General features: G+C 66.0%; 22 protein-coding genes. 9 read left to right on the top strand and 13 right to left on the bottom strand.

Translation table 11 applies throughout. The annotated features are described in order from the left end of the window. The first annotated feature begins 67 nt into the window (after window positions 1-67). Both NY1_RS06395 and NY1_RS06390 read left to right on the top strand, forming a co-directional pair. Window positions 68-337 carry a hypothetical protein gene (locus NY1_RS06395; RefSeq protein WP_067709415.1) on the top strand — a complete coding sequence of 90 codons (270 nt, stop codon included), beginning with the start codon at window positions 68-70 and terminating at the stop codon, window positions 335-337. A gap of 399 nt (window positions 338-736) precedes the next feature. Further along, window positions 737-1,102 carry a hypothetical protein gene (locus NY1_RS06390; RefSeq protein WP_157762074.1) on the top strand — a complete coding sequence of 122 codons (366 nt, stop codon included), beginning with the start codon at window positions 737-739 and terminating at the stop codon, window positions 1,100-1,102. Window positions 1,103-1,122: 20 nt separating this feature from the next. Here NY1_RS06390 and NY1_RS06385 read toward each other — a convergent pair whose 3' ends face one another. The 7 genes from NY1_RS06385 to NY1_RS06360 form a co-directional block, all read right to left on the bottom strand. Continuing rightward, the gene (locus NY1_RS06385; RefSeq protein WP_084534702.1) at window positions 1,123-2,124 is read right to left on the bottom strand and encodes an Rpn family recombination-promoting nuclease/putative transposase; all 1,002 of its coding nucleotides are present in this window, start codon (window positions 2,122-2,124) and stop codon (window positions 1,123-1,125) included. A 126-nt stretch (window positions 2,125-2,250) separates the two neighbouring features. Beyond that, window positions 2,251-3,009, bottom strand: coding sequence for a serine hydrolase domain-containing protein (locus NY1_RS06380; protein ID WP_067709409.1), 759 nt, complete (start codon window positions 3,007-3,009; stop codon window positions 2,251-2,253). Further along, window positions 2,931-3,314, bottom strand: coding sequence for a serine hydrolase domain-containing protein (locus tag NY1_RS45365; RefSeq protein WP_218028319.1), 384 nt, complete (start codon window positions 3,312-3,314; stop codon window positions 2,931-2,933). The genes NY1_RS06380 and NY1_RS45365 overlap by 79 nt, the downstream gene beginning before the upstream one ends. Before the next feature lie 112 nt (window positions 3,315-3,426). Then, complete coding sequence (locus tag NY1_RS06375) at window positions 3,427-3,741, bottom strand: hypothetical protein (RefSeq protein WP_157762073.1); 315 nt, start codon at window positions 3,739-3,741, stop codon at window positions 3,427-3,429. A 121-nt stretch (window positions 3,742-3,862) separates the two neighbouring features. Continuing rightward, window positions 3,863-4,315 carry a hypothetical protein gene (locus NY1_RS06370; RefSeq protein WP_157762072.1) on the bottom strand — a complete coding sequence of 151 codons (453 nt, stop codon included), beginning with the start codon at window positions 4,313-4,315 and terminating at the stop codon, window positions 3,863-3,865. A 35-nt stretch (window positions 4,316-4,350) separates the two neighbouring features. After that, window positions 4,351-4,812 carry a hypothetical protein gene (locus NY1_RS06365; RefSeq protein ID WP_067709403.1) on the bottom strand — a complete coding sequence of 154 codons (462 nt, stop codon included), beginning with the start codon at window positions 4,810-4,812 and terminating at the stop codon, window positions 4,351-4,353. A 26-nt stretch (window positions 4,813-4,838) separates the two neighbouring features. After that, window positions 4,839-5,411, bottom strand: coding sequence for a TetR/AcrR family transcriptional regulator (locus tag NY1_RS06360; RefSeq protein ID WP_067709401.1), 573 nt, complete (start codon window positions 5,409-5,411; stop codon window positions 4,839-4,841). A 105-nt stretch (window positions 5,412-5,516) separates the two neighbouring features. On the opposite strand from NY1_RS06360, the gene NY1_RS06355 reads away from it, so the two are divergent. Then, on the top strand, window positions 5,517-6,425 hold the full coding sequence (locus NY1_RS06355; RefSeq protein ID WP_067709399.1) for an alpha/beta hydrolase family protein: 909 nt from the start codon (window positions 5,517-5,519) through the stop codon (window positions 6,423-6,425). A 121-nt stretch (window positions 6,426-6,546) separates the two neighbouring features. Here NY1_RS06355 and NY1_RS06350 read toward each other — a convergent pair whose 3' ends face one another. Then, window positions 6,547-7,134 (bottom strand): TetR/AcrR family transcriptional regulator, encoded by a 588-nt coding sequence (locus tag NY1_RS06350; protein WP_067709397.1) that lies wholly within the window; start codon window positions 7,132-7,134, stop codon window positions 6,547-6,549. 70 nt (window positions 7,135-7,204) lie between these two features. On the opposite strand from NY1_RS06350, the gene NY1_RS06345 reads away from it, so the two are divergent. After that, the gene (locus NY1_RS06345) at window positions 7,205-8,089 is read left to right on the top strand and encodes an NAD(P)H-binding protein (RefSeq protein ID WP_067709395.1); all 885 of its coding nucleotides are present in this window, start codon (window positions 7,205-7,207) and stop codon (window positions 8,087-8,089) included. Between the two features lie 110 nt (window positions 8,090-8,199). On the opposite strand, the gene NY1_RS06340 is transcribed toward NY1_RS06345, so the two are convergent. After that, complete coding sequence (locus NY1_RS06340; RefSeq protein ID WP_439955998.1) at window positions 8,200-9,843, bottom strand: MFS transporter; 1,644 nt, start codon at window positions 9,841-9,843, stop codon at window positions 8,200-8,202. Window positions 9,844-10,171: 328 nt separating this feature from the next. Beyond that, window positions 10,172-10,561 carry a hypothetical protein gene (locus tag NY1_RS06335; RefSeq protein WP_067709394.1) on the bottom strand — a complete coding sequence of 130 codons (390 nt, stop codon included), beginning with the start codon at window positions 10,559-10,561 and terminating at the stop codon, window positions 10,172-10,174. A gap of 106 nt (window positions 10,562-10,667) precedes the next feature. Here NY1_RS06335 and NY1_RS06330 point away from each other — a divergent pair, with 106 nt between their 5' ends. Then, window positions 10,668-11,102, top strand: a complete 435-nt coding sequence (locus tag NY1_RS06330) for a putative quinol monooxygenase (protein ID WP_067709392.1) — start codon at window positions 10,668-10,670, stop codon at window positions 11,100-11,102. Window positions 11,103-11,145: 43 nt separating this feature from the next. After that, window positions 11,146-12,087 carry an enoyl-CoA hydratase-related protein gene (locus tag NY1_RS06325; protein WP_233434226.1) on the top strand — a complete coding sequence of 314 codons (942 nt, stop codon included), beginning with the start codon at window positions 11,146-11,148 and terminating at the stop codon, window positions 12,085-12,087. A 69-nt stretch (window positions 12,088-12,156) separates the two neighbouring features. On the opposite strand, the gene NY1_RS06320 is transcribed toward NY1_RS06325, so the two are convergent. Continuing rightward, complete coding sequence (locus NY1_RS06320) at window positions 12,157-12,660, bottom strand: hypothetical protein (protein ID WP_067709389.1); 504 nt, start codon at window positions 12,658-12,660, stop codon at window positions 12,157-12,159. 108 nt (window positions 12,661-12,768) lie between these two features. On the opposite strand from NY1_RS06320, the gene NY1_RS06315 reads away from it, so the two are divergent. Together NY1_RS06315 and NY1_RS06310 are read left to right on the top strand one after the other, a co-directional pair. Further along, window positions 12,769-13,383: a hypothetical protein gene (locus NY1_RS06315; RefSeq protein ID WP_157762071.1), complete on the top strand. Its 615-nt coding sequence runs from the start codon at window positions 12,769-12,771 to the stop codon at window positions 13,381-13,383. 98 nt (window positions 13,384-13,481) lie between these two features. Further along, on the top strand, window positions 13,482-13,763 hold the full coding sequence (locus tag NY1_RS06310) for a hypothetical protein (protein WP_067709385.1): 282 nt from the start codon (window positions 13,482-13,484) through the stop codon (window positions 13,761-13,763). An 86-nt stretch (window positions 13,764-13,849) separates the two neighbouring features. On the opposite strand, the gene NY1_RS06305 is transcribed toward NY1_RS06310, so the two are convergent. Continuing rightward, window positions 13,850-14,779 (bottom strand): zinc-binding dehydrogenase, encoded by a 930-nt coding sequence (locus NY1_RS06305; protein ID WP_067709383.1) that lies wholly within the window; start codon window positions 14,777-14,779, stop codon window positions 13,850-13,852. Between the two features lie 130 nt (window positions 14,780-14,909). Here NY1_RS06305 and NY1_RS06300 point away from each other — a divergent pair, with 130 nt between their 5' ends. Then, window positions 14,910-15,545 carry a TetR/AcrR family transcriptional regulator gene (locus NY1_RS06300; RefSeq protein ID WP_218028318.1) on the top strand — a complete coding sequence of 212 codons (636 nt, stop codon included), beginning with the start codon at window positions 14,910-14,912 and terminating at the stop codon, window positions 15,543-15,545. Between the two features lie 32 nt (window positions 15,546-15,577). On the opposite strand, the gene NY1_RS06295 is transcribed toward NY1_RS06300, so the two are convergent. Then, entirely contained in the window at window positions 15,578-17,497 is a 1,920-nt protein-coding gene (locus tag NY1_RS06295) for a PBS lyase (protein ID WP_067709379.1), read from the bottom strand. Between the last annotated feature and the right edge of the window lie 157 nt (window positions 17,498-17,654).

Below are 17,654 nucleotides of genomic sequence, written 5' to 3'. Positions count from 1 at the left end.
ATCAGCAAGGTTTCGTTAACACCCTCCCGACAGAGTGATCTTGTCACCCGATCAAGGAGAAACCGACATGAAAACCGCAATCGCCGCCGCCATGATCAGCACACTCGGACTACTGACCGCCGGCACCGCCGCCGCGGCAGCACCCGAAACCCCGCAGCCCGCCTACACCGCCGCTTCCAAACCCTCAGGCGGCGGCGGGGGCGGCGCCTCGGGCACCCCCTGCTCCTCTCCCGGCACCAAATCCAACACCAAGCCCTGCGAAACCCGAGGCGGCAGTGGCCAACAGGGCGGCGGCTCCGGCGGCGGCAGCGCCCGCCGCGGCGTCGATCAGCGCTAACGCCGTCGTGAGGGTTCGAGACGGGAACCATCGACTCTGGTATCTGCGGCGCAGGTTCACTCCGTGGCGGAGGGTGGTTCAGCCGTTCCATATCGCGATCGAGAACACCTATTTCCGCTACGCGGTGCCCGCGGGAGCGGCGCACCCCATGGGTCCGGAAGAGGGTCGAAAGCCCCTGCCGAGAACCCTTCGCAAGGAGCGACGGCAGGCCGAGCGCGAGGAGAGCCTGGACCGGCTCAACGGACATCCTCCTAAACACTCACCGTTATGTCTCGTGGTCGTCTATTGAAGTAATCGAACAGCGCATTTCGCCAAGCGGCGGAGCATAATTCGCTTGCGCCGCGGACGAACTGGTGTGACCGTCGCAACGAGCAAGAATCGTCTCGGGGGAGAAAATCGATGAAATCTCGAACTTTCGGAAGACTAGCAGCGATCGCTGGAATCACCTGCGCCACAGCAGTTCTGCTCGCACCACCCGCCACCGCGGCCTACTATGTGGCGCCCGGCGTCTGGTGCGAAGGGGCTACCTGCACCAACGACAACGACGAGACCTATCTGATCTCCGCGCAGGTCAGCTGCACCACCTTCAACGAACCCGGCACCACTCCGGCCTTCCAGACCACCAGCTACCCCACCAGTCAGTGGGTCGACCCGCATTCCAGCGTCACCTTCGATACCTCGTGCGGCGCACCCGCTCTAGAGGCGGGGTGGTCGATCACCAGCGCAGTCCCACGCTCCCAGGTGCCCACCGGCTCCGTGGGGTGATCCCTGACCTGGTCCCGTGGTCAGGAGAAGACATCCTCCAGCTGGGTTGCTGTGAGCACCCGCACCGTCCACGTACGCAGTTCCTCGGAGCTCGCCGCTGCGATGCTGGCGGTTATCGGCCCCGGCAGGGTCCCGAACTTGGCGGTCAGCAGCTCGGTCAACGCCTCAGCCCGGCCCTCGGCCCGCCCTTCAGCGTGCCCCTCAGCGCGCCCGCGTGCCGCGCCTTCGGCCCGGAGCTGGTCGGCAGTGGTCATCATCGCCTCCTTGGCCTGTTCGCCGAGCTGGTCGATCAGCGAATCGAGATCGGTGGCTTTCGTTTCTCCTACATAGAAAATGTACTTCAGGAGGCATCGCAGGTCATCGACCCCGGTGGGTCCCGCCAGCAGTCTGGCGAACTCGGTGATCAGCGGCATGAGTTCGGTGCCGAGCCGGTCGTTGGCAGGTGCGATTTTCTGTAGCACGAGCATCAACGTGGCCGCAGGTGTGGCGTGGCGAGCCCGGATGGCTTCGACATCGACTGTTGTGATGTCGTCGAGGAGGAAGCTCAGGTGCGGCAGGTATGGACCGAGCGCCGTTCGGGTCGAGTCGTCGAGATCGATGAGTTCGGAGACTTCGGTCGGTGCGGACCATGCGCTGCCCTTGCGGTCGCAGTGCACGACGATCGGGATCACGGCGGGCAAGGTTTTTGCGTCGGTGTTCTCACGCAGATAACGGCACCAGATGTTGACAAGGTATTCCAGCATGCGGAACGCCATCAAAGGGTCGCTGCCGCTTTGATGTTCGATCAGAGTGTACAGATATGCCTCACGGCCGTTGATCCTGGCGCGAAAGAGCAGATCGCCGTAGCGAGAACGTAAGTCCTCGGACACGAAGCTGGTTGACAACAGCTTGAGGGAATCCCACTCCACTTGTGCTGCAACAGGTCCGGGAAGAAGGGGGCTGATGATCGATGCCGCGTCAGCGGGGCGGGACAGTACGCGTCGGAAGTACGCATCATGCGGATTCTGAGGTGACGCGGGCATCTGCACAAGCTAACTGCGCTGCGGCATCGCCACGAGCGATGAGAGGGTTGTCGGATTTTGCTGGGGGAGTTCGGGTGTGCCGTCCGATGTCGCTGCGCTCGCCTACTGCCGAGGTCAGCCGCCGCGCTAACGAATGGTGTCCGGCCGAATCGATGGCTGCCCATCCCCATTCGCAGGGAGGCGCTCGCAGGCGACTTCCTGGCCGTTTTGGAGGAACACGAGCGTGTCGCCGTCGAGGCGGAGAGCCGTTTCGGTCGTGACCGAGACGAATAGTGGAGGTCCTTCGCTGTTCCCTTTCAGGGAGCTGAAGGTCATCTGTGGTTGTCGGTCGAAGGTGACCTGAAGGTCGTGGTGGGTTGGGGTGACTGTGAATTCGAATCCGGGGTGGAGCCGGTAGCGGCCCCCGAAGCTTTCCAGGGTCGATTCGGTGGGTAGGTCGGGAGTGTCGATCTCGATCGGGCAGTCCGGCCAGTCGTGGGCTTTGGCGATGGCGGCGAACACGCGTTGCATCGCATAGACTCCGAGGTCGCTGTTGGTCATCACCGCCGCCCCGACGCCGATCTCTCGGTAGGCCAGCAGGTGGCATCGGAAGCCTTCGTTCCCGCCGCTGTGGCCGAATCTCGCGGGGCCGTTCGTGGCGAGGAAGGGGCCGAGGCCGACCGCGTTCAGGTCGCCGAGGGGGTCCGGGGTGGACGAGATGATCTGTGGGGTCAGCATTTCGCGGGCGAGGGGTTGTGAGATGAGCGCATCCGGTGCGCCCGGGTCCAGCACGAGTTCGCGCATCAGCGCCGGGAACGGGGCGCCCGTCACTTCCTCGATGAGCAGCTGCATCGCGATCGTTCCGCCCCCGGAGTAACGGAATTGTGCGCCGGGGACGGTGTCCACTCGTATTCCGGCCGTATTCGCCGGAAACTCCCCTCGCAGAATCTGCACCGTGGTCTGTCGGCGTCCAGATCGAGCACGCCCTGATCGACCAGTCGCAACATCGCCAGCGCCACAACCGGTTTGCTGATCGAGCACGCTTGAAATCTCGTTGTGCTTGTCACCGGCCGCCGCTCGTCGGCGGTCTGAACTCCGGATACCCCGGTCTGTGCGATCCGGCCGTCGGCGATCACCGCCCAGCTGGCTCCCGGCACGCCGAACTGTCCGAACGCCTCGTCGATGGCAGCCTCGTCTACGGACCCGATCATCCCGACTCCCCCTTCGCCCAACGGCATTGCGACGTCAGGCAATAAGTCGAGACGTCAGATCAAGCATATTCAGCGCAGATCACCATGAACATCGCTTCCAATCGTCGCGGGATCAATGCCCCTGTCGCTCTTCGGGTTCGGGCCCGTCATCCGCGTGCTGGCGATGCCATTCGAGCGAAATCACCGCCACCGCACCCACGAACAGCAACCCGCAGGCGATGCCGGCCACCGTTGCCCATCCGGCGAAGCCATACCCGGCCGCGACCAGAGTGAGCGCCAGCGCGAGGATCCCCAGCAGGAACATGAACACGCCGACCACGTTGACGCCGTCCTCGATGCCCTCACCGGCATGGTGGCGTGGCCTGCGCCATTGCCGCGGCACCGGCTCACGCGAGGACGGATACATGGCTCCTCCGCTCGTCGTCATGCGAAATCTCCCTTCACTACCCGTGGACGTTGGAAATGCGGTCGTGAAGGTTGCGTACCCGCGATGGACCGGTCCAACCGCCGCTGAAGCGTGGCGCGCGAACGCCTGGCTAATCCACGTCTCATTGAATGGGTTGGCGGGGCAATCGAAGGGGAGTGGTCGTGATCCAGAAATCGGTCACGCGGGTGAGGTCTTTCGCGTGCACGATGAGTCTGCCGGGCTTCGCTTCGGCGATGGCTGTGTCGACGACATCGTCGGCGGCTTGCTCACGGGCTGGATCGGGGAACTGCCAGGAGGGCACCCAGACCTTCCGCGTGGCAGGGAAGGCTTCTCCGGCTAGCTCGGTGATCTGGTCGATCACCCCGGCCGGCACATGGGACAGCAGGTAGAGCCGGGAATCGATATCGCCGGGTTCGTACCGTTCGCCCATGAGCTGGAAATACCAGGATGATTCGGGCTGGGACAGGTCGATGAATCCTTCGAGGGGGCCGTCGTACCACCCGAGCACGAGCGCCCTGTGAACGATCACGTCCTGGGGGCGCATGCCTGCCAATCGACTTTCCGGGCGCGACATTCAGACGACCTCTTCTACGGTGGCGGAAGCACTGATCAGATCGATGCCGAGTCGCTCAGATCTTCGACCCGCACCGGTTCGTGATTCACGAAAACCACTGCCACGCCGTAAGGTTCGCAGATCGGCAGTCCGCCCTCGGCGAAGCGCAGCAACCATTCGGTGCCCTCGTAAAAGTTGAGCTGGGGGTGGTCGACGGGGAAGGTTGCGGGATCGAACCGCTCGAATCGACGTGCGTCCTCGGGTGTCGAGCCGAAGGATTCGGGGGCGGCGATAAGCTCGGTGTGCAGGAATCGCAGGCCGAGTAGCAGGTAGTGGTCCAGGTCGCCCAGCACCGTCGCGATGAGCGCGGAATCAGCCGACTGCCCCTCTGGGAGAAGAACGTTCACCTCGATCGGATCGTCGAACAGACTGCTGCCGATCGTGGCCGATGGCGACCAAATGCTCCCGCCTTCGGGACCTGGTTGCGCCGTGAACGGTCCGATGCCTGCGATGAACACGACGCCATCATAGTGAGCGCGCGGTTTTACTTCTGGCAGCCGGCGAGCAGCAGACGGAGGGTGAGGCGGGGGTCGTAGTTCGGGTCGGTCAGCTCGGCGCCCGCGCAGATATCGCCGATGGCGCGCATCAATTGGTAGGCGGTGAAATCGGTGGTGGCCTCGCCAGCGTTGCGAGCCGCGGTGAGGAGGTCCTCGAAGACGGGGACCAGGCGGTCCAGGAACAGGGCGTGCAGGGCGGTGATGCCGTCGGGGTCGCTGCGCATCGCGGCGGCGAGACCGTGTTTGGTCGTCAGGAAGTCGGTGAAGAGGTCGACCCATTGGCGGAGCGCGGTGAAGGGGGAGGGTGTGGTCGCGAGCAGGGTGGGGCCGGCCTCGGCGCAGGCGTCGATCTGATGGCGGTAGACGGCTGCGACAAGGTCTGCGCGCGTGGGGAAGTGGCGGTAGATCGTGCCCATGCCGACTCCGGCCTCGGCGGCGATGCGGCGCACCGGCGCGTCCACGCCATCGGTGACGAAGACTGCGGCCGCGGCGTCCAGCAGGGACTTTTCGTTGCGCCGGGCATCTGCGCGTTTGGCCTGGGCCGGCGACGGCTCACTCACGCGGCACTCCTTTCCTTCAACTGTACTTGTCAAGCGGAACAGTGCTCCGTATATTCGGAACAGTGCTCCGCTTGGGAGTCTATCGCCCTCGAAGGGATCTTCCGCATGTTCGCCCCCACTCCGATCATCAGTGTCAAGCCCGTCACGCTGCCGACGCCCGAGCGCGGCGTCGACCTGGAAGTTCGCGTGTCCGCGCCCGCTTCCGGATCCGGCCTGCCGGTCGTCATCCTCGCCCACGGGTTCGGCAAGTCCATGTCCTCCTATGACCCGCTCGTCGACCACTGGGCCGCACACGGATTCGTCGTCGTCCAACCCACCTTCCTGGATTCGCGGACCCTCGGCGTCACTCCTGACGATCCGCGCTACCCGGATATCTGGCGCATCCGCGTCACCGACGTCGTGCGGGTACTCGACGACCTCGATCAGATCCTCGCCGCGATTCCGGGCCTCGGCGAGCGCGTCGACCGCGAGCGGATCGCCGTCGCGGGCCACTCCTGGGGCGGGCAGACCGTCGGCATGTTGCTCGGCGCCCGCGTCCTCGGCGCGGACGGGCAGCCCGGTCCCGATCTGACCGACGCCCGCGTGAAAGCCGGTGTGCTGCTTGCGACTGCGGGCCTGGGCGGGGACGACCTCTCACCGTTCGCCGTCGCGAACTTCCCCTTCATGAACCCGGACTTCAGCGGCCTGACCACGCCGGTACTGGTGGTCGCGGGCGATCATGATCAATCCCAGCTCTCGACCCGCGGACCTGACTGGTTCACCGACGTGTACACCCACAGCCCCGGCGCCCGCAGCCTGCTCACCGCCTTCGGAGGCGAACACCTGCTCGGTGGCATCCACGCCTACAACGCCGCCGACACCACCGACGAAAACCCCGAACGCGTCGCTCTGATCCGCGAGGCTACCTGGGCCTATCTGTGCAGCGCCCTCGAAATCGACTCCGCCGCATGGGAAAAACTGCAGGCCGACCTGGCCGGCACCGCCGATCCGATCGGCCGGATCGACCACAAGTAGCACCTGTCGCCGCGAACTCGTTCGCCGTCGCCGAGCGGGCTATCGCGTCGGCGTCTTCTGGCCGCACGGCATCACCGCGAGCCGCAGCTTTCGAGCCGGTCGGCGAGTGGCGTATGAAAGGTCAACGCGCTGGATGGTTTTGGCGCCGCAATCCTTCGAGCGTCAGTGCGATCAACCGTTCCGCTTGGTCTTCTCCCGCGTGTTCGCGCGTCCACGCGGCCGCGTTGATGAGGGTGAACACATCCTGCGCGCTGGCGTCCGGTGCGAGTGTGCCCGTCCCTTCCGCGCGCCTGAGGAGTTCGGCGCCGATATCGCTGATCCGCACGCAGGATTCGTGCATTTCGCTGGCATCGTCGCCGAGACTTTCGGCAAGCACCACGGCCAGCCCCTGATAGGTGGCGGCATGCCGGACCACCGCGCGCACCCACTCACCGACGGCGTCGACGGTGACCACTTGCTCGATCAGCCGATCGCCATGGACGAACAGTTCCTGATTGCGTTCGGCCAGCAGCGCCGCGATGAGCGCGCGGCGAGTGGGAAAGTGACCGTAGAGGGTGCCGATGCCGACTTCGGCGCGCCGGGCGACCTGGTCGAGCGGTGCGTCCGAACCGCTCGCCCGGAACACTTCGTCGGCGGCGGCGAGCAGGCGCAGGCGGTTGCGCAGGGCATCCGCGCGCGGACGGCGCGGCTTCGAGGTGGCCTCTTCCATCAGACCCCTTTAAGTCGAGGGAGCCTCGAGATATATTCCGAGGGTTCCTCGATTTTAATGGGAGTTCGTGATGATCCTGATTACAGGCGCCACCGGCTCGATCGGACGCCATGTGGTCCGCCAGTTGCGGAAGCGCGGCACACGCTGCCGGGCGCTGGTGCGCGCACCCGAACGCGCACGCGACCTCGACTGCGATCTGGTGGTCGGAGATTTCGACGACCCCGCCTCGATCGCTGCGGCACTGACCGGTGTCGACCAGGTCTTCCTGTGCTCGGCCGGCGCGCAACCCACGCCCGGACCCCAGCCGATGATCGCCCACCAGAGCGCCGTGATCGACGCGGCGGTCCACGCGGGCGTGCGCCGCATCGTGAAGATCTCGGTCATGGGGGCACGGGCGGGCGGCCCGCTGGCCGAAGGCGCGCACGCCGAGATCGAAGCCCGGCTCGAACGATCCGGACTGGAGTGGGTGATTCTGCAACCGAGCGGATTCATGCAGAACTTCCTCACTGGCGCTGGCGCGTTCACCAGCGGCGACGACCTGCTCGGCGCATACGGCACCGGCCGCGTGTCCTACATCGATTGCGCCGATATCGCCGACTGCGCCGCGGCCATCCTCGACGACGACTCCCTTACCACCCGACGATTCGTCCTGACCGGCCCTGAAGCACTCACCCACGCCGAGATAGCCGCTCTGCTCTCGCGCGCGGTAGGGCGCACCATCTCCTATATCGACCGGCCCGCAAAGGAATTCGCCGACAACCTGATCACCCAAGGGCTACCGGTGCAGTTCGCCGCTGACGTGGCCGCATTGTTCGAAGGCGTCGCGAACGGCTCCGCCGCCGAGATCACCTCCACCGTCCGCGATCTCACCACCCGCCCCGCCACGACCTTCGCCGAATTCCTGGCACGCGAACAGGATTCGCTACGACAGTGGCCGCCCCGTCACTACGGGTGAACAGGGGGCCGAAAGTGCCGCTCCTGCAGCCACTCGCTCGCTGCATGTGATGGGCTCGACGGGCTACTCCCACAATGACTCAGGAGGTCATCATGGGAGCTTTGAACAAACTATTGGCTGCGGTATTGGGCATCCTCGGAGCCGTGCTCGGCGCAGTGCTGGGAATCGTGGCGGGACTGATCTGGCTGGTCGGAATCATCTTGTCCGTCACCATCATTCTCGCGCCCATCGGCATCCCGGTCGTGAAGCTCGGAAAGAGCCTCTTCACCACCGCCGGCAACCTGATGCACCTGTCGTAAGCACTGCCGGGGCAGGGAGAACATCAACGCCCACATCACCGTCAGCACGCCGCCGACCGCCCACAGCACGCCGATGAATCCGTCATGGTTCAGCACACGGTCGGACGAGCCGCCGGTGACAGCGAAGTACACCGGTCCGGTCAGCGCGCCACCGAACGCGGCGCCGAGTTGGAACGCGGTATTGAACAGGCCCGAGGCCGAACCGGCGCTCTCGTGCGGAACCTGCGCCATAGCCAGATCGGCGATCGGTCCGCCGACCATACCGAGCCCGAATCCGAGCAGCACGACCGGAGCGATCATCGCCGACAGGGTCAAATCACCGTGCCGGCCGCTGATCTGTAGTCCGTAGACCGTGATTGCGGCCAGCGCGATCATGACGCCGGTCTGCGGCAGGCGGCGGGCCGAACGTCCGGCAGTCTTCGCCGCGAGCGTCGCGCCGGCCAGTTCGCCGAGCGCGAGCAGCACGAACGCCGAGCCGGACACGGCCGGGCTCATTCCCAGGCCCCACTGCAGGTACAGCGCCCAGGTCATGAAGTACAGCCCGCACAGCAGTCCGAGCATCAACTGCGCGGACAGGCCACCACGGAAGTGCTTGTCCTGGAACAACGACAGATCCACCAGCGGGGTTCTGTCCGTGCCGTGCCGCAGATAGCGCACGAAGACCCCGAGTATGAGCAGGCCGGCGGCGAGCAGGAACCAGCACCACAGCGGCCAGCCATGGGTGCGTCCCTCGGTGAGCGGGAACAGGATCAGCACCATCGCGGTCGCGGACAGGCCCACCCCGATCAGGTCGAGGCGGTCGGCCTCGGTCGTGGTGGTTTCGGCGATGAACTTGCGCCCCAGCAGGATCACTGCGATTCCCACGGGCACGTTGATCAGGAAGATCGGCCGCCAAGACAATCCGAACAGGTTCGCTTCGGTGAGAAATCCGCCCAGCACCGGTCCCGCGACACTGCCCAATGACAGCACCGCGCCGTAGAGAGCGAAAGCCCGGCTGCGGCCGGCACCGGTGAAGGTCGCGTGCAGAGTGGCCAGGACCTGCGGAATCATCACCGCAGCGGCAGCGCCCTGCAGTGTGCGTGCGGCGATCAGCATCCCAGGGCCGGCCGCTAACCCGCACAGCAGAGAGGCGAGGGTGAACCCGAAGGCGCCCAGTAAGAACATCTTTCGCCGACCATGGATATCACCGAGCCTGCCGCCGGTGATCAACGCGAGCGCGAAGGTCAGCGCATAGCCCGCGGTCACCCACTGCACAGCCGCCGGACCCGCGCCCAGGGACTGTTGCAGGGTCGGGATGGCGGTGACGACGACAGAGTCGTCGACGATGTTCATGAGTTCGCCGGTCAGCAGGACCGCCAGGGCGATCCTGGCGGTAGTCGTCAGCTTCGACGGCACGCCGGTAGGCGTAGAGGGTGGGGTGTACTCGGGCTTGTTGTCGAGCGCGGGGGAGTGCACGGTGGGCTCCTGTTCGGAAATCGAGGGAGCTCGCCGTCGAATGCGCCAAGGTCGGAAGACACGAAACCCGGGGCAGACGGCAGAGCTGCACCCGGGAGTACTGCAGGGTAGGTGACGCAACTCAGGCCAGTGCGACGTCCGCCCCGTACATGTCCGCGTGATCGGGACATGGGGGAACACGGACGGCTACATGGCCTGGGATATAAGTCACCACCTCGATTCCGCTGAAGAAGATCACTGAACTCGCGTATTGCGCGCGCTCGCTTACAGATCCTACCGACAGCGAATAATCGGCCAGCCGCCGGTTGCCGGATCGGCGTGCCATTGATCAATAGGGCTCGCCGATGCCGGACATCGCCAGGATTCTGCCCGCAGTCCGCACGAATCCGACCAGCCCCACGGCAGCGCCCGCGATCACTGCGCCGATGAGCCATGCTCGACTGTCGGAGTACACGTTCGCGGTGCGGCCCGCCAACGACGCATGAACGGCCACACAGAAAACGAGTCCCCCCACTCTGAGACGATGCCCCGGAATCCGGGCGACCATGACGCTATCGAGATAGAAGGCGTAAGCGAGCCTGAGAGTGAGAAAACTCAGCACCTCGCAGATGATCACGGTCGGAACGATCGCAATCCACCCGCCGAGCCACGCTTTCAAGAGCAAGAAGACAAAAACGTAACTCGATAACCGCAGGAGGGGCACAACGATCATCGTCACATGTCCCCGCCGTTTGCACCGGCCAACGGACGTACGATGCTCTGGCCGCCGCTGATCTCGCAGGAAGACTGCGGCACGTGGAATCGCAACGGGCACAAACCATTCGATGCGGGCGACGTTCAAGCAGACGATTGGTGCGGCAGCCGGACGCGAGATTCACCCACGGCGGCTGGACTTCGGCGAGCCCTGCGCGGCCGTCGCCGCGGAGCACCGTGGTGGAATCTGTTGGGAGGAGCGATGGTTCATGCCGATCCAGCACATCGTCACGATTCAGGTAGCGCCGGGGCGGGCGGGCGACTTCGCCGCAGCATTCGAAGCTTTGAAGGCCGTCGTGGAGCGCGAGGATGGTTGCGAGCAGTACGACCTGCTCCAGAACATGGTCAGCCCGGACACTTTGGTGATTCTGGAGCGGTGGGCCGGCCAGGATCTGCTCGACAAGCACATGCGGGCCGAAGGCGCCGAACACCAGTCGCTGATCGACGCGCTCATCGCGCTGTGGGCGCCCGGCACGACGCCCTCGGTGCTGCGTTTCGACAGTTGACCCCGCGCGATCGTGTTGAGGTACCCACAGCTGGCCGGGTTCGGTGGACAGCCTGCCGACCCTCCGCTATAGGTTGAACGAAGACCATGAGGAAACATCTGTTTCCTTGCAGCGCTGCAGAGATGGGCCGTATCGACGCATGACGTACACGACGATCACCTATGCCGTGGCCGACGCCATCGCGACGATCACGCTCAACCGGCCCGAGGCGCGTAACGGGTTCACCGCCGAGATGGCCGATGAGCTGGGGGCTGCGTTCGTCGCGGCGGATGCCGACGATGAGGTCCGGGTGGTGGTGCTGGCGGCGACCGGCAAATACTTCTGTGTCGGAATGGATTTGGCCGAGGGCGCGGACGAGGACATGGATGCCCCGGAGTGGGTCGAGTGGGCGACCCGGGTGGCTCGGCCGATGACGAATCTGAACAAGCCGGTCATCGTCGCGTTGCAGGGGCCGGCCGTCGGTGTCGGGATCACGATGACCTTGCCCGCCGATTTCCGGCTCGCAGCCGACGATGCGCGGTTCGGGTTCGTATTCGGCCGGCGCGGATTGGTGCCGGAAGCCGGATCGCTCTGGTATCTCCCGCAATTGGTCGGCCTTGCCAAGGCGAAAGAGTGGATGCTGACCGGGCGTCTGATCGATGCCGAGGAGGCTTTGGCGGCCGGACTGGTCACCAGTTTGCATCCCGCGGAACAGCTCTCGGACGCGGTCTATGCCCTGGCCAGCGAGCTCGCCACCGAGATCGCGCCCGCATCCGCCGCGGTGATCCGGCGCGGCCTCACCGCCATGACGGCGTACGGCAGCCCGGAAGCCGCTTTCGCCTTCGACCGCAAGTCCATTCCGCATGCCTTGCGAAGCACCGACCTCGTCGAAGGCATTACAGCGTTCCTGACCAAGCGGCCCGCCGAGTTCACCGGCGTTGCCCGCACCGATGTTCCCGAGCTGTCGGACTGGCTGGATCCTCGCAACCAACCGCCGGGCCGCTGAGCCACCGCATCGCGAGGGAGGGAGAGTTGGATTTCGGCATGCCAGAAGCCGGTTGCGCGGTTGCCCGGGTCATCGAGCCCGATCGTCATGTGAGCCAGCGCGTTGCCCGCCCGGCGTCGCGTCGTTGAGCCAGCCGGCGGTGGAGCGGTGTCGTGCGAGCCCGAGGATGTCGAATTCGTCGCACCCGAGAATTCCCCCTGTCACTCCCAGTCGCAGCAGCGCCATGGAGATGGGCCCGCTGTAGGGATACCCCGTCTGGCTGAATACCACCCGCTGGTCTTGCCAGATCATCGCGGACTGCGATCCGAATCCGGCGTGGACATCGTTGCTCGCGTACACGATTGGGCCCGCGCCCGACCACTTCTGAAACAGCGGGTGCAGCTCGTGTATCTGTACGACCGCGCGGCCGCGATCGGGCAAAACCAGCTCTGCGGCAAGCTTTTTGATCACCGTGGCCACCAGTGGCACCAGGCCGAATCCTCGTTCGAGAGCGACGACAGGGAGTAAACGCTCTCGCGCCAGGTCGCTCAATACGTCGAATCTCGCTATCACCGCGTCGAGTTCGTGCGCCATGTGTCCTCATCGGGGTCGGTGAACAGACCAGCGCGATGATATCGATCCACGCCGGGGGAAGCGACGCGGTTGCTGCTCGATCCAGCCGCGTGGGTGAAACTGATCGGCATGGAACAGCGGACAGATCTCGAGCGGCTCGAGGCCGCGTTCGCCGAATTGAGCGAGCGCGGGTTCGGGGCCGATTTCGCTCTTGCGTGGCGGTGCTTCACCAAGCGGGACGCGGTGGATGAAACCCCGCGCGGGCCAAAGGGATTCCTCTACAGCTATGCGCAGGCCTACGCCGACGCGTTCTTCGCGGAGGAGGGGTGGGGTGTCGCCGAACAGCCTGTGCCCGAGTCGATCCGGCGCGAGATCGAGGACATGAAGCCGCGATTGATGGCGGCGGCGGGAATCGACCCGGAATTCCATGCCGAGACGCTCGCCGGGGTGGAACGCGGCGACTACGACCACGATGCCCTGCATGACGACTATCGTGCGCTGTTCGAAGCATGGCAGGAGATCGGGGACAACTACTCCTCGGCCCGGACGCTGATGCGCGATGAACGCCGCCACCGCTGGCACACCCTGCTGCGCCCGCTGGTGATCGGCTGGTACAGCCCCGAGCACCTCGACGAGGTCATCGAGGTGCTGCGGAGCAACGGCCTCGATGTCACTGCGCCCCACGATGATCGGACGGTGATCACCGTGAATCCATCCGTGAGGGTCGGTCCGGCGGCGGGGTGAGCCTTCGAAAACAGTCCCGCTGGCTTTTCGTGAAGGTTTCTCCACCACCCCGGAAATCGGGGCGACCGCGGCGATCACGACGACACCATAATGGCCGGATGCAGCCTGCCAACCGCATCGTCGGAAGCTTCGTGGTCATGCTCGCTGTGGCCGTTGTCATTCCGGTGCTGGCGGCGTTGGCCTTCGCGACCATCGGTCACCCCGAATGCGCCAGCATCCCCGAGGATGTCGGTCCGTGCGGGTATTGGGCCCGAGTGTGGACTTACGGGCCGTTCATCGTGTTGTGGGGGTCGGTCGTCACCGTAGGGTCAGGGGCTGCGTTGTGGCTGGCCGCCATGGCCGTCTACGGGCTCGTCAGATTCGCGCGGCACCGGCGATGAGGATCGTGATCCAGGTGGTTCGGCAGCGAGCCGACTGTGGGGCGCCGACAGATTCGACGGAGCACGCTCGCCGCAAAGTTCTTGTCTCACCGTAGGTCCAGGACTGCTTTGCCGTGCAATCGGCGGGCCAGCAATACCTCGGTAGCTTCCCCAACTCGGTCCCAATCTCCCCGCCAGGCGACGCCGGCGTCCAGGGTCCCTGCGGTCACCTGTTCTGCCAGCCAGCTCAGATCCGGGCCCAGGTTCGGGCACGACAGGAGGAAGAACGTCGCGATCGAGCGATCGTGACGGCCCTGATCACCGAAAAATGCTCCGAACTCGAATCTTTCGTCCTGCCCGGCGGCGTGACCGACGGCAACCAGCGTGCCGCCTTCGCTCAACCGCTGATAGGCGTCCACGAGCTGGCGGCCCCCGATCAGATCCACCACTCCGTCCACGGGATCGCGTAGGGCCGACGGATCGGTCACCACTTCGTTGGCGCCCAGCGCTCGCAGTTGGTCGCCGTGACGGGACGGATCCCCGGTCGCGGCCACGACGTGCGCGCCGCCCATGCGCGCGAGCTGCACCGCATACCGGCCGACACCGCCGGTCGCGCCGGTCACCAGCACCCGCCGGCCCACGATCGGACCGAGCCGGTGCAGCGCGCGCAGCGCCGTCGTGCCCGCGACGGGGATCGTGGCGAGCGTTCCCAGATCCGCACCGGCAGGGGCGATTCCGAGCAGGCCCGTGTCAACCGCGCGCAACTGCGCCCACGCCCCGGCGGCGCCCAGAGTGATCACCGGCGTGCCGGCCGCCGGACCGGAACCATCGGCCGCGGCCCGCTCCACGATCCCGGCCGCGTCCCAGCCCAGTACCGCTCCGTCGGCGGCGTCGGCGAGAACGAACCGGATCTCACCGTCATTGAGCGAGGTCGCCGTCACCCGCACCAGCGCCTGGTTCGGAGCTGGATCCGGATCCGGAACCTCACCGATCCGCAGACCCGAGGGAACGGAACGATCGACAACCAATGCGCGCATGCGACAACGCCTTTCAACGGTGGATACCCCTCCGGGTGCGGTCGCGATGCCGACCGCGAAGACAATGTGCCACTCAGTGGCAAACGCTGTCAATGGGCAAAAGCTGCTCATGGGCGCTAGGGTGATGACCATGGCTGACGCGACCGACCAGCTGCCCCTGCGCGAGCGCAAGAAACAACGCACTCGGCAAGCGCTCATCGACACCGCCTTGGATTTGTTCACCGACCGCGGGTTCGACCACACCACCCTCGATGAGCTCTGCGACACCGTCGAGGTATCCAAGCGCACGTTCTTCCGCACCTTCACCAGCAAAGAAGACGTCGCCATGGCGCCCCTGCAAGACCTTTGGACGGTCTTCCTCACCGAGCTGGCAGACCGGCCCACCGAACCCGGGCCGCTCCTACTGACACTTCAGGACACCCTCCTGGCCGCAGTCGAGAAGATGCCGACCGACGGCTGGGCCGACCGCGCCGCGCGCAGCCACCACCTCGCCCGCACCACCCCCGCCATGGGCGCACACAATCTGCAGTTCTGCGACACGACCATCCAACAAGCCCTGGCCATCCTGGCCGAACGTTTCGACCTCGACCCCACCACCGACCCACGCCCACGCCTGATCCTGGACATCCTCATCGCCGCGTTCCACCGCGCCCTCGACACCTGGAGCCACAGCCGGCCCCGACACTCCGGCACCCTCACCTCCGGATTGCACGCCGTATTCGCGGTCGTGCCCGAAGCGCTCACCATGACCCCGCCGGGGCGATAGCAGGCTGACCGCCGACGCGGCATGGTCGCTGGTCAGCGCAGCAGCGCGGACGCAGCGGTCCTGATTCGCTCGTCCTCGGTGAACGCGCGCCATCCTCCGAAATATGCGATCCGCCGCGGGTTTTCGCCGATGGCCCGGGCCAGCGAACGGGTGCGATCGTCGACCTCGCCCATGCCGGCCAGGTGACACAGGGCGGCAATGCGGGCGGGTAGGCAGTCGCCCTGTGCCAGGGGCTGTGACAACTCGGTGAGAACGGCGGCGGGTTCGGTCGGGTCGCCGGTGATCCGCCATAGCGCGTGGGCGGCCTCGACCCGTGTCCACTCGTCAGCAGAGCTGGTCAAGGTGCGGAGTGTGTCGGCACACGCGGCGGCGTCAGGGCCGAGGTCGGCGACCAACGCAATGACGTTGTGCCGGGGCTCCGTTCGGGTCAGACGGTGGATCAACGAAGTAAGGCCGAGTTCGGGGTCGGCGCCGGTGCGCCACAGCGCCCACGCCACCGCCGGCAGATCCACCTCACGAGGCAACATGCGCGCGGCGTCCGCGGCCGCCGGGCCGATGGCTCCCATCGCCATCGCGGCCACGGCGAGAAGCTTCCCGTCGGCTGCCGCGTCCACGACGGCGGGCAAAGCGGAAGCCGCGGAGGGTCCCCAGGCCTGGACCACCCGGCACAGGTTCGAGGCGAGGTCTCGTCGGGCAGCGAGCGGGCCGAGCAGCACCTCGACATGGTCAACCAGTGGGATCAGCACCTCGCAGATGGCCGGCTGAACCATCCTTGGCATGTCCCGTCCGAAGTGAACAAGCCTGGTGTCGAACCCCAGCCGATCGCCGGACAATCGTTCCAGCAGACCGGGCAGACAACCCGGATGGTTCTGCCGGGCCAGCGCCCACACCGCCGCGTCGCCGACGGTGCTCGGATCGGAAGAGTCCCGTGGCGCCGAATCGGTGGTGCGGGTGAGCAATTGGTCAACCTGTGCCGCGGCGTCCGGGCCCAGGCACGCGAGCAGCGCCGCCGCACGGTAGCGGACCTCTGGCGCATCATCGCCGAGACTCCTGGTCAGCAACGGCAGCAGGTCGTCGGTGGTGGTACGCCACTGCGAGAGCACCTGCTGGGTGTGCCCGAGGGCGGCCACCCGGCGTTGCGGATTGTCGTCGCGGGCTGCGCCGACGGCGAAAACGGCAGCCGCGACCGGATCGGCGGTAAGCAGCGCGCCGGTGGCGTGCACGATCGTGGCGGGTGTGCCGCCGATCCACGCGGACTCCGGCCACAACGCGGAGCCGGAGTCCAGCACCGCCTCCACCAATGTGCTGACCTGACGTGCCGCGACCATCGGGTCGGACCCGGCCAACGCGTGCACAGCGGCAAGGCGCAATTGAAGATCGTCATCAGCCAGCAGCGCGACCAGCTCGGCCCGCAGCGCCGCGTCCGAGGCCCACGTGCAGGCGGCGCCGAACGCCAGCACGAGATCGGTTCGGGTGGCCCGGTCGACCTCGACCGCCCAACGACGGCGCAGCGCCGCCACTGAGTCCGGGTGCCGGATGCCCTCCGCCACAAGCAAAGTCGCGTGGCGACACACGAGCACGTCCGGATCGCCCAGCAGCGTCAGCAACTGTGGCCTGACGGCGTCCAGCGCGGGCAGCCACTCGCGGTCCACGAACTCGCCGGACACTTTTACAGCCTCACGGGCGAGCAGACCGATCAACTCCACCACCTCGTGCCGATGGTGCACAGCAGGATCGGAGGCGAGCTCGGCCAGCAGCGGAAGCGCGGCCGACGCTGCCGAGCAGACCCAGCCGCCCTGGTGATAGAGCTTGTTGGACACGTCGGCAAGCGCGTGCAACGCCGTGTCGCCGTCAGGGTCGGCGCACTCCCTCAGCAGGCCCGGCATGTCCGAGGCGTCACCGTAATTGTGTTCCAGCTCAGACCAGATGAGGTCGTTTGCGGTGTCGCCCATTCCAGGGATAGTAAAGCCGCGTAGCGACCAGGGCGTCTCCGGATGCCCGTCCCTATAAACAGATCGGGGACGTCGACGGGTATGTCTGGCCGCGACTCGAATTCGATTGTGCCGCCGAACCGCCCGTGACAGGCTCGGCGCAGGGTGTGCAGGTGAT

Source organism: Nocardia yamanashiensis NBRC 100130 (assembly GCF_001613325.1).
In the GTDB taxonomy this organism is placed as follows: domain Bacteria; phylum Actinomycetota; class Actinomycetes; order Mycobacteriales; family Mycobacteriaceae; genus Nocardia; species Nocardia yamanashiensis.
This window is presented reverse-complemented; position numbering and strand designations above follow the sequence as displayed.